The organism is Cupriavidus sp. GA3-3, assembly GCF_000389805.1.
GTDB classification, from domain to species: domain Bacteria; phylum Pseudomonadota; class Gammaproteobacteria; order Burkholderiales; family Burkholderiaceae; genus Cupriavidus; species Cupriavidus necator_D.
In genome coordinates, this window is sequence record NZ_KB944467.1 from 107,745 (window position 1) to 120,797 (window position 13,053).

General features: G+C 68.1%; 12 protein-coding genes. 3 read left to right on the forward strand and 9 right to left on the reverse strand.

Annotated elements, in window-relative coordinates:
* Positions 1-112: 112 nt before the first annotated feature.
* The 6 genes from C265_RS07650 to C265_RS07675 form a co-directional block, all read right to left on the reverse strand.
* Entirely contained in the window at positions 113-952 is an 840-nt protein-coding gene (locus tag C265_RS07650; RefSeq protein ID WP_010812362.1) for an anti-sigma factor, read from the reverse strand.
* Positions 949-1,491 (reverse strand): RNA polymerase sigma factor, encoded by a 543-nt coding sequence (locus C265_RS07655; RefSeq protein ID WP_010812363.1) that lies wholly within the window; start codon positions 1,489-1,491, stop codon positions 949-951. The genes C265_RS07650 and C265_RS07655 overlap by 4 nt, the downstream gene beginning before the upstream one ends.
* Positions 1,492-1,518: 27 nt before the next feature.
* A complete protein-coding gene (locus C265_RS07660) occupies positions 1,519-1,959 on the reverse strand; it encodes a hypothetical protein (RefSeq protein ID WP_011616154.1) in 441 nt (146 codons plus the stop codon).
* Positions 1,960-2,118: 159 nt separating this feature from the next.
* Entirely contained in the window at positions 2,119-3,285 is a 1,167-nt protein-coding gene (ccsB, locus tag C265_RS07665; protein ID WP_099045598.1) for a c-type cytochrome biogenesis protein CcsB, read from the reverse strand.
* 49 nt (positions 3,286-3,334) lie between these two features.
* Positions 3,335-5,521, reverse strand: a complete 2,187-nt coding sequence (locus C265_RS07670) for a cytochrome c biogenesis protein ResB (protein ID WP_010812366.1) — start codon at positions 5,519-5,521, stop codon at positions 3,335-3,337.
* Positions 5,522-5,708: 187 nt separating this feature from the next.
* Positions 5,709-6,368: a c-type cytochrome gene (locus tag C265_RS07675; protein ID WP_010812367.1), complete on the reverse strand. Its 660-nt coding sequence runs from the start codon at positions 6,366-6,368 to the stop codon at positions 5,709-5,711.
* A gap of 500 nt (positions 6,369-6,868) precedes the next feature.
* Between C265_RS07675 and yihA the strand changes: the two genes are divergently transcribed.
* The 3 genes from yihA (at position 6,869) to C265_RS07690 (ending at position 10,064) form a co-directional block, all read left to right on the forward strand.
* Positions 6,869-7,570, forward strand: coding sequence for a ribosome biogenesis GTP-binding protein YihA/YsxC (gene yihA, locus C265_RS07680; RefSeq protein WP_010812368.1), 702 nt, complete (start codon positions 6,869-6,871; stop codon positions 7,568-7,570).
* A 264-nt stretch (positions 7,571-7,834) separates the two neighbouring features.
* The gene (gene hemB, locus C265_RS07685) at positions 7,835-8,827 is read left to right on the forward strand and encodes a porphobilinogen synthase (RefSeq protein ID WP_010812369.1); all 993 of its coding nucleotides are present in this window, start codon (positions 7,835-7,837) and stop codon (positions 8,825-8,827) included.
* Positions 8,828-8,849: 22 nt separating this feature from the next.
* Positions 8,850-10,064 carry a magnesium transporter CorA family protein gene (locus tag C265_RS07690; RefSeq protein WP_010812370.1) on the forward strand — a complete coding sequence of 405 codons (1,215 nt, stop codon included), beginning with the start codon at positions 8,850-8,852 and terminating at the stop codon, positions 10,062-10,064.
* Positions 10,065-10,088: 24 nt separating this feature from the next.
* Here the strand turns inward: C265_RS07690 and dsbD are convergent, their stop codons facing one another.
* The 3 genes from dsbD to rplQ form a co-directional block, all read right to left on the reverse strand.
* Positions 10,089-11,987: a protein-disulfide reductase DsbD gene (gene dsbD, locus C265_RS07695; RefSeq protein WP_010812371.1), complete on the reverse strand. Its 1,899-nt coding sequence runs from the start codon at positions 11,985-11,987 to the stop codon at positions 10,089-10,091.
* Between the two features lie 71 nt (positions 11,988-12,058).
* Complete coding sequence (gene cutA, locus C265_RS07700) at positions 12,059-12,442, reverse strand: divalent-cation tolerance protein CutA (RefSeq protein WP_010812372.1); 384 nt, start codon at positions 12,440-12,442, stop codon at positions 12,059-12,061.
* Between the two features lie 120 nt (positions 12,443-12,562).
* Positions 12,563-12,958 carry a 50S ribosomal protein L17 gene (gene rplQ, locus C265_RS07705; protein ID WP_010812373.1) on the reverse strand — a complete coding sequence of 132 codons (396 nt, stop codon included), beginning with the start codon at positions 12,956-12,958 and terminating at the stop codon, positions 12,563-12,565.
* Positions 12,959-13,053: the final 95 nt, after the last annotated feature.

Below are 13,053 nucleotides of genomic sequence, written 5' to 3' on the forward strand. Positions count from 1 at the left end.
CCTTGGTCGGAGAGTGCTGGCCAGTCCTGACAGTTTTTTGTGCCTGCGTCGGAATGCCGCGGGTCATGAGGCGCCAGGCGCACGCAATGTGCCGCCTGCACCTCGCGCGCGGCTATCCGCCCTGGTATTGCTGGTACACCATCTGAGCCACCGTGAGCAGCCGCGCCCGCTCCAGCGGGCCCGCCAGCGCAAAGCCCAGGTCGCGGTCGATCCAGTAGAAGGCCATCATCGGGTCGCGGCCGGCGGCTGGCCGCCTGGAGCCTGCGCCTGGCATGCGCTCGACGCGGAAGCCCGTATCGGGCGTGCCCTGTGCCATGCGCCGCAACTGCAGCGACAGGCGCGTACCGTCGTCCGCTTCATACATCAGGATGGCCGACGGGCCGCCTTCGGCCACGCCCAGGCGGCCGCCAATCAGGTGGAAGCCCTGCGCGCGCAGGTCCGGCACCTGCAGCGCCGTGCCCAGGCGCTTGGACAGCCATGCGATCAGATGAGCCTCTTCCGTCGCCGCGACTTCAACCGGGTGGCGCATTTCCGGAGCGTAGACCGCGTGCGTCGCCAGCGCCTCGCGCGCAAAGCGCTCGCCGGGCGCCAGCACCAGCGTGCTGCCGCCAAGGCGGTCATGCGCCAGCCAGCCGAGAGCGCCGCCCACCGCCAGCAGCGCCACCGACGCGCAGGTGGCCGCCAGCGCCATCGCCCATCGCGGCCTGGTTCGCGCGGCATTGCGCTTGCGATCTCCGTGCAGCCCCGGCGGCAAGGCCGCGAGCGGTACGGGTTCGTTCAGTACGGGATCCAGCGCCCCGTGCAGGGCATCGGCCTGCCTGCGCCAGACTGCGACCTGTGCCGCCGCCTCCGGGTGCTGCGCCAGGTACGCCTCCACGGCGGCGCGCCGCGCGCCGGAAAGCTGGCCATCGGCGTAGGCATGTAGATCGGCTTCGTGGATGGCGGACATCATTTCACCCGCTGCAGGGGCTTGCCGGAAGCTGCCGGCACGGCAGCGGGCGCCTTGCCGTCGAGCAGCCGCCGCATCTGCTCGCGCGACCGCGCCAGGCGCGACATCACCGTGCCCTGCGGAATATCGAGCACGCGCGCGGCCTCGGCGTACGTCAGTTGTTCCAGGCTGACCAGCAGCAGCACCGCGCGCTGCGCCTCCGGCAGTTGCGCCAGCGCCTGCACCAGGTCGCGGCGCAGGCCGGGGTCGTCAGCGGGGGCGCTGACCTCGGGCAGCGTCTCGGTGGTGACCACCAGTTCCTTCCTGCGCACGGTATTCAGGCGCAGGCGGTGCATCAGGGTCAGCAACCACGGCAGCAGGCCATCGGCGCCGTCGCCCCACCAGGCGCCGGGGCGCAGGCGGAAGCGCCAGCGGTAGCGCAGCGCGCGCTCGAGCGTGTCCTGCACCAGGTCGTCGGCCAGCGCCGCGTCGCCGGTGAGGCCGCGCGCATGGCGCCGCAGCCGCGGCGCCAGCGCGACGAGCTGGCCGTCAAACCCTTCCATGCCGTGGCTGCGGTGGCTGCCGAAGCGTCAGGGCTTGGCCACGTGCCAGACGTTGTTGAGGTTGTCGCCGGTGCGGTCGCCCGGCTTGGCGTCCTTGGCAAAGCGGTACAGCGGCATGCCGCGGTACGCCCACTGCTTGCCGCCGTCATCGCGCGTGATGATGGTGTACTGGCCCGACGCATTGCTGCCAGGCGCGGCCATCAGCGGCGGCCAGTTGGTGGCGCACGGGCCATTGCAGGCGCTCTTGCCGCTGCCGGCGGTGTCGCGGTCGAAGGTGTACAGCGTCAGGCCCTGCGGATCGGTCAGCACGCCACTGGTCACCTTCACCGTGGGCGGCAAGTTGCCGGCGCCGCCGCCACCGCCCAGGCCCATGCCGGAACAACCGGCGAGCAGGACAGCCGCACAGCCGAGCGCGAGCGCGGCGGGACGAACGAGGGATGCTGCAGTGGTAAGACGCACACGTGCCATGATCTTGTTCTCCATGCAAACCGGTGCCGCCAGCCGGCACCGCTCCTCAAGTAAACACCGGATGTGACGCCTTTATTCCATGGGCATCCAGAAAAATTGAAAAAAGACGAAAAAAAACCTGCCCGGAGGCAGGTTCTTGCATTGCAGCATGGCGCCGCGTCACAGTTCGCCGTAGCTGTGCAGGCCCGACAGGAACATGTTGACGCCCAGGAACGCAAAGGTCGTCACCAGCAGGCCGACCAGCGCCCACCAGGCCGCCACCGTGCCGCGCAGGCCCTTCATCAGCCGCATGTGCAGCCACGCCGCGTAGTTCAGCCAGACGATCAGCGCCCAGGTTTCCTTCGGGTCCCAGCTCCAGTAGCCGCCCCAGGCCTCGGCCGCCCACAGCGCGCCCAGGATGGTGGCGATGGTGAAGAAGGCAAAGCCGACTGCAATGGCCTTGTACATCACATCATCGAGCAGTTCCAGCGATGGCAGGCGTTCGGCCAGGATGCCGCGCTGCTTGAGCAGGTAGGCCACCGAGACCATCGCCGCCAGCGCAAAGGTGCCGTAGCCGATAAAGTTGGCCGGCACGTGGATCTTCATCCACCAGCTTTGCAGCGCCGGCACCAGCGGCTGGATCTCCTGCGCATTGCGGCTGACCGTGTACCACAGCAGGAAGCCCACCGCGGCCGACACCACCAGCATCACGAACGGACCCAGCGCGCGCGTGGCGTAGCGGCCTTCGTAGTAGAGGTAGAACAGCGAAGTGATCAGCGTGAACAGCACGAACACTTCATAGAGGTTGGAAATGGGGATGTGGCCGATGTCCGTGCCGATCAGGTAGGACTCGTACCAGCGCACCAGCAGGCCGGTGAAGCCCAGCACCACCGCGCCCCAGCACAGCTTGCTGCCGATGCTGTAGCCCGTGTTCGAGCGCGCCGCCAGCCCGAGCCAGTAGAACAGCGTGGACAGGAACACCAGCGCGCTCATCCACAGGATGGCTGACTGGCTCGACAGGAAGTACTTCAGGAAGAAGGCCTGGTCCGCGCGCGCCAGCTGCCCCTGGTAGAGCTGGATCGCGAACAGCGACAGCGCGGTGAGCGCCAGCATCAGCGGGCGCACCGCCTTCCAGTGCCAGCCGAGCAGCGCGAAGGTAGGCACGGCGCCGACCAGCACGGCCTTGTCGTAGCCATCCATCCACTGCCCGTATTGCGACAGCGCCACGCCGGCGCCAACCGCCAGCGCCAGCGCAAAGAGCCAGTCCACCCAGGTCAGACGGCGCAGGAAGGAAGGTTCGAGATAGGCCTCGTCAGCGCCGGTGTCGGCGCGCGTGGTGCCGCGCATGGCGGGACCGGCCTGGTTCACATTTGAGGACATAGCGTACCTGCTCAATTCAGTGGGGGGTGCCGGCGGGCTCGGGCGCCTCGCTGCGGCCCCCTGCGGCGCGGCCGATATCGTCACGCAGCGCCGTGAATTCCTTTTCGAAATCCATCGTGCGGCGCTGGGTCGACATCGCCATCAGCACATGGCTGCCAGGCTCGGTGTCGCCCTCGGCGGGCTTGTCTTTCACCCAGATCCAGACCCGGCGCTCGCGGATATAGAACATCGCGAACACGCCCAGCACCAACAGCAGACAGCCAAGATACACGATGTTCTTGCCCGGCGCACGGGTCAGCTGGAACACGCTGGCCTTGATCTCCTTGAAGTCGTCGAGCTGCAGGAACACCGGCGCGCCGTAGAAGAAACTGTCCGACAGCGCGTTGATGGCCTGCTGCAGGAAGGTGCCGCTCTGGGCGCTGTTGGCCACCACCGGCAGCTTGTCCTGGGCGCGCGCCAGCTGCCACAGCTCCCACATCGAACCGTTCAGGATCTTCAGGAGCACGTCGGCGGCCTTCTGCTGCTCGGCCGGGGGCACGGATTTCTCGAGGAAGGCGGCGACCGCGGTGAAACCGCCCGGGGGCGAATCCGGCGTGGGCCGCGTGGCGCCGGCGAACAGGTCGAGCGCACGCAGCGAGCTTTCGGCCAGCTGGCGGCGCAGGTCGGCCTTGTCATCGCCCGGCATCGACGCCAGCGCAAAGCGGCGCGCGGCTTCGCCGCGCAGCGCGCGGTCCTGCAGCGCGGCGCGCAGGCGCATCCAGTCGGCCACGCTGCCCTGGTCGTCGGCGGGGATGCGCAGATAGCGGAATGGTTCGCTGGGCGATTCACGCATGCCGGCCAGGAACACCGACTGGCCGTCCATCTGCACCGGCACCATGTAGTTGTTGAACTCGCGCGCCTGGCCGGTGCGGTCGCGCAGCTTGTACTGCACCGACGGGCCGACATTGCGCAGCGTCTTGGCGCGGTCGGTGCTGGCGGCGGCGCCCAGGTGCTTTTCCAGGGTCTCGTTGAACGATTTGCGCGCCACGCCACGCGCGTCGGGCTTGCCCGAGGCATCGGTGACGTTCTCGATATTCATCAGCCGGAAGTCGCTGAACTCGACCGTCAGGCCATCGCTGTCGGCGTTGGTGCCGGTGCCCGCCAGCGGCTTGTTGCCGCCCACCGCGCCATCGATGGTGAAGGTGGCGTGGCCGCTGCCCTGCATCGGGTAGCCGACGAACTTCAGGCGCGAGCCGCCGTCCTCGAAGCTGGACTGGTAGATGGCGATGCCGTCGACGATCAGCGGCTCGTTCACCTTGATGGTGGCCTCGGTCTGCTTGCCGGTGGCGCGGTCGGTCACGATCACGTCCGAGGCAAACAGCTTGGGCATGCCGGTCTCGTAGAAATCGACCTTGAACTTCTTGAGCGTGATCGCGAAAGGCAGGTCCTGCACCAGCGCGCCGTCCGAGATGTTCAGGATAGCGGTGGAGACGGTCGAGCCCTCGGGCACGTAGGCGTTGCCGCGAAAGCCCGGGTTGCTCGCCGACAGCCGGTGCTGCGGCGGGATCTCGCTGATGACCGCGTTGCCGCTGATCGGGGTCTTGCCGCCCAGCCACATCTGCGCGCGGATCAGCAGGTCGCCGTCCAGCAGGCCGCCAATACAGATCACCACGATGGCGGTGTGCGCCAGGATATAGCCGGCCTTGTTGGCCGCGCCGGCCTTGGCCGCCAGCAGGGTGGCGCCGTCATGCTCGACCGCCTTGAGGCGGTAGCCGCGGTTGCGCAGCAGCGCCGACAGGCGGCTCACCGCCTCGGTGCGCGGGCGCGCGCCGTCGAATTCGCCGCGGTGATGGAAGGCGCGCAGGCTGCGCTCGCGCACATGGTCCTTCCACGAGCGCATGTCCGCCACCATCCTGGGCGCATTGCGGATCAGGCAAAGGCTGGTCGATACCACCAGGAAGGCCAGGATCAGCAGGAACCACCAGGAACCGTAGACCTTCTGCAGCGACAGCGTGTGGAACACATCGGCCCAGAACGGCCCGAACTGGTTGACGTAGTTGGGATACGGCTCGTTCTGCTTGAGCACGGTGCCGATCACGCTGGCGATGGAGATCACCGTCAGCAGCGCGATCGCGAAGCGCATCGAGGACAACAATTCGACCGCGTCGCGCAGCACGCGGTGAGAGGTCTTCAGGTGCAGCCCTGAAGTGGAAGCGGTCGACATGTGCAGGGAAACCTAAAACAACGTGCGGCTGGAAATGAAAAAAGGGCGGACATGCTTTGGCAAGCAGGCCACCCTTTTCGATTGTGACAGGCGCGTTCGGTTGCATGCCGCGGCCCCCCCGCCGGAACGGGGGACCGCCAAACCAACGCGCCGGCGCCTGGCGGGCGCCAGCGGAGTCGCGGAATCGTTATCGAACGCCGGCGACGTAATCCGCCACCGCCTTGATCTCGGCATCCGACATCTTGGCGGCGATGGTCGTCATGACCGGGTTGTTCTTGCGGGTGCCCTGGCGGAATGCCACCAGTTGTGCCTCGGTATAGTCCGCCCACTGGCCGCCGATGCGCGGGTACTGGGCGGGGATGCCGGCCGCAGTAGGACCGTGGCAGGCGGCGCAGGCGGGCACGCCCTTGGCTGCGATGCCGCCGCGGTAGATCTTCTGGCCGGCTTCGATGGTGTCCTTGTTCTTGGCGGTGGCCGGCTTGAGCGACTGCTTGGCCAGGTAGGCGCCGACGTTGCGCATTTCCTCGTCGGTCAGCACCGACGCCATCGGCACCATGATCGCGTTGTTGCGTGCCTTGGACTTGAAGTCGGCCAGCTGCTTGTGGACGTACTCGGGATGCTGGGCGGCCAGCTTCGGGTTGGCGGCGGCGGCACTGTTGCCGGCGGCGCCGTGGCAGCTCAGGCAGGCGGGCACATTGCGGTCGGGGGCACCTTGCGTGTACAGCGTTTCACCCTTGGCCGGGTCAGCCTTTGCGGCGGCCTGCTCTGCGGCAGATGCCATTCCGGAAAGGGCGGCGGCAGGAACGGCCAAAGCCAGGACACCCAGAATCTTCGCAATGCGGTTCATTCGCACACCTTCTCTGAATTGTTTTGGATACCGTGATGCGTGCCGCCCCGGCGCTTTGCCGGCGGTGAGGACGCGCCGGTGCAAAGGCTGGTATCGTGGCGACCCGCGCGCGGCTGACCGATCCGCAAAGCGCTGGCCGTGGCGGCAGACCCCGCCAGCCCGCTCCCGCAGCCGCCGCACCCTCCGGTGCAACGCGCAATGCGGGGCAAAGGCCCTGCCCACGATGGAACGACACACTAGGCTTCCCGCCCGGACGACGGCAGCCGAGGCACGCGGCCATGGATGCCACGCGTCACCCGTTCAGGAGACCGTAAACCGGCGTATTGTACAATAAGTTATGTGCCGGATTGATGCCTTGCGCCTTGTCATGCCCCTTTCGGGCTGCGCCAGATCAACCCCGGCGGGCGGCCCAGGCCGCCAGCCATCCCACCCTGGCGAGACCCCGGCCCCGGCATGCGCAATGCGCACAGCCTCCGCGGCCCGCCCCACCGCTCTAGCGCATGTCCCTTCTTCACCAGGCCCGCTTCTTCATCACCGTGAACCACCTGCGCGACCTGCCCGCCACGGCCGTGCCGGAGGTGGCGTTCGCCGGCCGCTCCAACGCCGGCAAGTCCACGGCCATCAACATCCTGTGCAACCAGAAGCGGCTGGCGTTCTCGTCGCGCACCCCCGGGCGCACGCAGCACATCAACTATTTCTCGGTGGCGCCGGTCAAGGCGCCCGACCCGCTCGCCTTCCTGGTCGACCTGCCCGGCTACGGCTATGCCGAGGTCTCGGGCTCGGCCAAGTACCACTGGCAGGGGCTGCTGAGCGACTATGTGCAGACGCGCCAGCAACTGTCCGGCCTGATCCTGATGATGGACGCGCGCCGTCCGTTCACGGATCTCGATTGCCAGATGGTGGAGTGGTTCCTGCCGACGGGGCGCCCCATCCACGTGCTGCTGACCAAGGCCGACAAGCTGACCAACAGCGACAACGCCAAGGCGCTGCGCGAGACCCGCAAGATGCTGCAGGGCTACGCCGAGCAGATGGAAACACCGGTGCCGATGACGGCACAGCTCTTCTCCAGCCTGAAGCGCCGCGGCATCGAAGAGGCGCAGGGCGTGATCGCCGGCTGGCTCAACCTGCCGGAAGCGCAGAAGGCCGAAGCCCGGTCCGCAGCGGAGAAGAGCGAGCCGCCTGCTGCCGATCCCGCAGAGTAATCACCAGGTCAGCACGCAAAAAAAAGCCCCGCTGCAAGCAACGGGGACAAACTTTCCCGCCGCTGGGGCGGGTACCCGCTCAGGGAGGAGTAGCGGGGGACACCGCGCCACGCAGGGCGCAACGCAAAGTGTCCGCGAGTATGATAGCGGGCACGCTCAAAAGTTTAGTTTTTCTTCGGCCAGCGGCTTTGGACCGCGCTTTGCCGCGCGCGCCGTGCTTGCCGGCCCGCTTTCCTGTCCAGCCCTACAGTCAAGAAGCCCGCCATGTCCACCTTCCCCGAATACCGCCCGCGCCGCATGCGCCGCGATGATTTCTCCCGCCGCATGATGCGCGAGCATCGCCTGTCGCCGGACAACCTGATCTACCCCGTCTTCATCCTTGACGGCCAGAACCAGCGCCAGGCGGTGGCGTCGATGCCGGGCGTCGAGCGCGTGTCGGTCGACCTGCTGATGCCGGTGGCCGAAGACTGCGTCAAGCTGGGCATCCCGGTGATCGCGCTGTTCCCGGTGATCGACCCGTCGCTGAAGACGCCGGACGGCATCGAGGCCACCAACCCCGAGGGCCTGGTGCCACGTGCCGTGCGCGCGCTCAAGGACCGCTTCCCCGAGCTCGGCGTGCTCTGCGACGTGGCGCTCGACCCGTACACCAGCCACGGCCAGGACGGTGTGCTGGACGACAACGGCTACGTCATCAACGATGTGACCGTCGAGATCCTGGTGCGCCAGGCATTGGCACAGGCCGAAGCCGGTGTCGACATCGTGGCCCCGTCCGACATGATGGATGGCCGCATCGGCGCGGTGCGCACCGCGCTGGAAGACAACGGCCATATCCATACGCGCATCATGGCGTACTCGGCCAAGTATGCGTCGGCGTTCTACGGCCCCTTCCGCGACGCGGTGGGCTCGGCCGCCAACCTGGGCAAGGGCAACAAGATGACCTACCAGATGGATCCGGCCAATACCGACGAGGCCCTGCGCGAGGTGGCACAGGACATCCTGGAAGGCGCCGACATGGTGATGGTCAAGCCCGGCATGCCGTACCTGGACATCGTGCGCCGCGTGAAGGACGAGTTCCGCTTCCCCACCTACGTCTACCAGGTCAGCGGCGAATACGCGATGCTCAAGGCCGCCGCGCAGAACGGCTGGCTGGACCACGACAAGGTGATGATGGAATCGCTGCTGGCCTTCCGCCGCGCCGGCGCCGACGGCATCCTGACCTATTTCGCGCGCGACGCCGCGCGGCTGCTGACGGCCTGAGCGGCTAACCGACAGAGCGCCTATGGAACTGCTAGGCTTCTCGGCCAGCCAGGTACACCCGCTCGCCTCGCTCACCGAGGCGGGCAACTTCCTCGGCGGCAATGCCGCGTCGCTGTTCGTCTGGGCGGATTTCTCCACCGAAGAAGTCACCGCCGCGCCGGATGCCTGGCGCGAGAGCATGCGCCAGCTTGCCGGCGCGCCGATCCTGGACCTGCACCTGGCCGACGCCACCAATGCCGCGCATCCGTCGTATTTCGACACGACCAATGCGTACGACATGGTGATCTTCCGCAAGCTCACCTTCGAGACCAGCCGCGCCATCGCCGAGGCCGAGCCGCAGGACCCTGTGGCCGGCACGGCGAAGCCGTCCGCTGCCGAGTCCGCCGCCCGCCAGAAGCGCTATCCGCCCGGCTTCCTCCCGGCACTGGCCAAGATCGACACCCAGCCGGTCACGTTTTTCGTGTTCGACACGGTGCTGGTCACGGTGCGCTCGGGGCAATCGCGCACCGTTGACCAGGTGCGCCAGCGTCTGATCGAGCTATGCCAGGCACCACGCCCGCAGGCCACGCCCGTGCGTGGCAATGGCCAGCCGCTGCTCCACGGCGTGCGCCCGCCCAGCCGGCCCGAGGACCTGATGCTGCGCCTGCTCAATGCGATGGTCGACCGTTACCTGGAACTGCGCGCGCCGCTGACGCGCCAGCTCGACCGCTGGCAGCGCGCGCTGCTCAATTCGCGCCGCAGCTTCTCAAGCTGGGAGGGACTGCTGGATGCCCGCATCCAGCTGCGCAAGCTGGAGCACCTGAGCGAAGAGCAACGCGACGCGCTGCAGGAATTCCGCGACAGCCTGCTCGACAACCGCTTCAGCAGCGACCAGCCCGGCGGCCCGGCCAATGCGCCGGGGCGTGACGAGGTGCTGCTGGTGCGCATCAACGACGTGATGGAGCATATCCAGCGCGTGCTGGCGCACGCGCGCCGGCTGGAGGATTCGATCGAGTCGGCGGTGCAGATCCACTTCTCCGCGGTGGCGCACCGGACCAACCGCACCATGCGCGCGCTGACGCTGATCACGGCGCTGTTCATGCCGCTGACGCTGATCACCGGTGTCTTCGGCATGAACTTCGACCGCATGCCCTGGCTGCGCGAGCCGCACGGGTTCTGGTGGTCGATCGGCCTGATGGGCGCCGTGGCGCTGGGGCTGGCCGCGCTGTGGGCGCTGGGGCGGCGGCTGGAACGGTAGCCACCGCGCAGCACTAGGTACGCGTCAGGTGCTGGTACGCGTGCCGAAGGCCCGCTCCAGGCTTTCCAGGAAGCGGTTGGCCGACTGGTAGCCGATCACGCGCACCGGGCGCTCGCGCCCGTCAGGCCCGAACAGGATGATGCCGGGCGGCCCGAACAGGCCGAAGCGCTTGAGCAGCGCCTTGTCGTCGGCATTGTTGGCGGTCACGTCCGCCTGCAGCAGCACGATCTCGGACAGCCGCGCGCGCACGCGCGGATCGACGAAGGTCATGCGCTCCATTTCCTTGCAGCTGACGCACCAGTCGGCGTAGAAATCCAGCAGCACCGGTTTGCCTGCGGCGGCGGCCTGCGCCACGCGGGCATCGAGCTCGGCCACGCTGCGCACGCGCTCGAAGCGCACCGCCTGTGCGCCGGCAGCGGCTTCCGCGCCACCGCGTGCCACGCTCAAGTGCGACAGCGGCTGCAGCGGATCGCGCCCGCCCGAAGCCACGCCGATCAGCACGATGGCCGCTGCGATCGCGAACAGCACGCCCACGCCCTTGCCCACCCGCGCCAGGTTGCGCGGATCCGGGCCCAGGCCGTCAAAGGCGCCCAGGAATACCGCCGCCACCAGCAGCAGCGCCGCCAGCGCCAGCATCGAGGCCCAGGCCGGCAGCACCGGCCCCAGCATCCACAGTGCCACACCCAGCAGCAGGAAGCCGAAGAAGCGCTTGGTGACCTCCATCCAGCGCCCGGCCCGCGGCAGCAGATTGCCCGCGCCCACGCCCACCAGCACCAGCGGCACGCCCATGCCGAGCGCCATGGCGAACAGCGCCGCGCCGCCGATCACGGCGTCGCGGGATTGCGCGATATAGGCCAGCGCCCCGGCCAGCGGCGCGGTGACGCAGGGCCCGACGATCAGCGCCGAGATCGCGCCCATTGCCGCCGCACCCGCCACCTGGCCGCCCTGGCGGCGGTTCGACGATTCGGTCAGGCGGGTCTGCCAGCGCTGCGGCAGTTGCAGCTCGTACAGCCCGAACATCGACAGCGCCAGGGCCACCATCAGCGCTGCGAACAGGCCCAGCACCCACGGTGTCTGCAGTGCGGCCGACAGGCCCTCGCCCAGCAGCCCGGCAGCCACGCCGACCGCGGTGTACACCACCGCCATGCCCAGCACGTAGGCCAGCGACACCACCAGCGCACGGCCGCGCGTGACGTGCTCGCCCACCACGATCGAGGACAGGATCGGCACCATCGGCAGCACGCATGGAGTGAACGTCAGCAGCAGGCCCAGGCCGAAGAACAGCGCGGCGATCAGGGCCAGGTTGCGGCTCGCCAGCGCGCCGGCGATGCGGTCGCTGTCGTCGGCGCGCAGCACCGCGGGGGCGGCTGGCGCAGGGGCAGGCACGGCCGCCGGCGCATCCGAGCGCCCGCGCTTGCCGAACAGGTCGGCCAGCCCGCTGCCGCCGACCTTGTACACGCTCTCCATCGGCGGATAGCACAGGCCCTTGTCGGCGCAGCCCTGCGAGGTGACCGTCAGCGACCACTTGCCGTCGGCCGGCGCCGCCTCCACCGGCACGCGGATGACCACGCTGTCGCGGTAGGTCTCCATCTCCTTGCCGAAGGTCTCGTCGAACTTGACCTTGCCCGGCGGATACGCCGGCATTCCCAGCTTCACGTCGGCGGGTTGCGCGGCAAAGGCGAAGCGCTCGCGGTACATGTAGTAGCCGGGGGCAACCTCGAAGCGTACCTCGACAGTCTTGTCGTCAAGCTGGCTCGCGGCGAAGCGGAAGGCCTGCTCCGGCGGCAGGAAGTCGTCTTCGGTGGCGGCATGCGCGCCGCCCGCCAGGCACACCCAGGCCAATGCCGCCAGCAGCGCTGCGGCAATATGCCGCGCCCAGACCTGCCCGCGCGCGCGCTCCGGAAGTGCCAAACCGATTGTCATCTCGCTGTTTCCTGTCTGTCTTGAACTGGGGGGGCGGCGTACCTGCTGCTGCGCTGCGGGCGCGGTTGCCCCTACTTTGCCGGCCCTGAGGCGGTCTCGGTCTCGCTGCTGACCCAGGCCAGGTACGGCGCGTAACCGGCCGTCACCGGCCACGCTATGAGTTCCGGCACGTCGTAGGGGTGATGTTGCCGGATCACGGCCTCCAGCGCAGCGTAACGTGCACGCGTGGTCTTGATCAGCAGCGGCCACTCCTGCGCGCGCTCCAGCTTGCCCTGCCACCAGTACTCGGACTCGACCGGCGCCAGGCGGTTCACGCAGGCGGCGGCGCGCGCCTCCAGCACTACCTGCGACAGGTGCGCCGCGGTCTCGGCATCTGGAGTATTGGTGATCACGACGATCACCTCGGCCGGATCGCCCGGGGCGCCGGCATCCGGCTGGCTGGCATGGCTTTGCATCGACATCTCCTTGCGGCAGGCACGGCGGCGGCCCAAAAACAAAAGAGCCAGGCAGATGCCTGGCTCGATTGTAAGCGGTGTGCCCGTACCCGTCGCCGCAGCGGCGGGCGGGAAACTACCTTATTCCGCGGCTTCTTCAGCCGGGGCTTCGGTGATTTCCGGACGATCCACCAGTTCGACCAGCGCCATCGGCGCATTGTCGCCCTGACGGAAACCGAACTTCAGGATGCGGGTGTAGCCGCCCGGACGGGTGGCGTAGCGCGGGCCCAGTTCGGTGAACAGCTTGGTGACCATGTCGCGGTCGCGCAGACGGGCGAAAGCCAGGCGGCGGTTGGCAACGGTGTCCTTCTTGGCCAGCGTGATCAGCGGCTCGACAACCTTGCGCAGTTCCTTGGCCTTGGGCACGGTGGTCTTGATCAGCTCGTGCTGGAACAGCGAGTTGGACATGTTGCGCAGCATCGCGAGACGGTGCGACGAGGTGCGGTTCAGTTTCCGCAGACCATGACGGTGACGCATGATGATTCCTTTCAGTTAAGTGTTTGACCAGCTCTTCTATCGTCCGATGCGGCTGGACGCGGGCCGGTAGTCATACGAGCCCTGGCACGAAGCCA

What these genes read in the sequence shown, in the direction of transcription:
- rplQ (WP_010812373.1), bottom strand. Translation starts at nt 12,958, where the DNA reads ATGCGTCACCGTCATGGTCTGCGGAAACTGAACCGCACCTCGTCGCAC.
- cutA (WP_010812372.1), bottom strand. Translation starts at nt 12,442, where the DNA reads ATGCAAAGCCATGCCAGCCAGCCGGATGCCGGCGCCCCGGGCGATCCG.
- C265_RS07655 (WP_010812363.1), bottom strand. Translation starts at nt 1,491, where the DNA reads ATGGAAGGGTTTGACGGCCAGCTCGTCGCGCTGGCGCCGCGGCTGCGG.
- C265_RS07675 (WP_010812367.1), bottom strand. Translation starts at nt 6,368, where the DNA reads ATGAACCGCATTGCGAAGATTCTGGGTGTCCTGGCTTTGGCCGTTCCT.
- hemB (WP_010812369.1), top strand. Translation starts at nt 7,835, where the DNA reads ATGTCCACCTTCCCCGAATACCGCCCGCGCCGCATGCGCCGCGATGAT.
- C265_RS07670 (WP_010812366.1), bottom strand. Translation starts at nt 5,521, where the DNA reads ATGTCGACCGCTTCCACTTCAGGGCTGCACCTGAAGACCTCTCACCGC.
- C265_RS07690 (WP_010812370.1), top strand. Translation starts at nt 8,850, where the DNA reads ATGGAACTGCTAGGCTTCTCGGCCAGCCAGGTACACCCGCTCGCCTCG.
- C265_RS07660 (WP_011616154.1), bottom strand. Translation starts at nt 1,959, where the DNA reads ATGGCACGTGTGCGTCTTACCACTGCAGCATCCCTCGTTCGTCCCGCC.
- ccsB (WP_099045598.1), bottom strand. Translation starts at nt 3,285, where the DNA reads ATGCGCGGCACCACGCGCGCCGACACCGGCGCTGACGAGGCCTATCTC.
- yihA (WP_010812368.1), top strand. Translation starts at nt 6,869, where the DNA reads ATGTCCCTTCTTCACCAGGCCCGCTTCTTCATCACCGTGAACCACCTG.
- dsbD (WP_010812371.1), bottom strand. Translation starts at nt 11,987, where the DNA reads ATGACAATCGGTTTGGCACTTCCGGAGCGCGCGCGCGGGCAGGTCTGG.
- C265_RS07650 (WP_010812362.1), bottom strand. Translation starts at nt 952, where the DNA reads ATGATGTCCGCCATCCACGAAGCCGATCTACATGCCTACGCCGATGGC.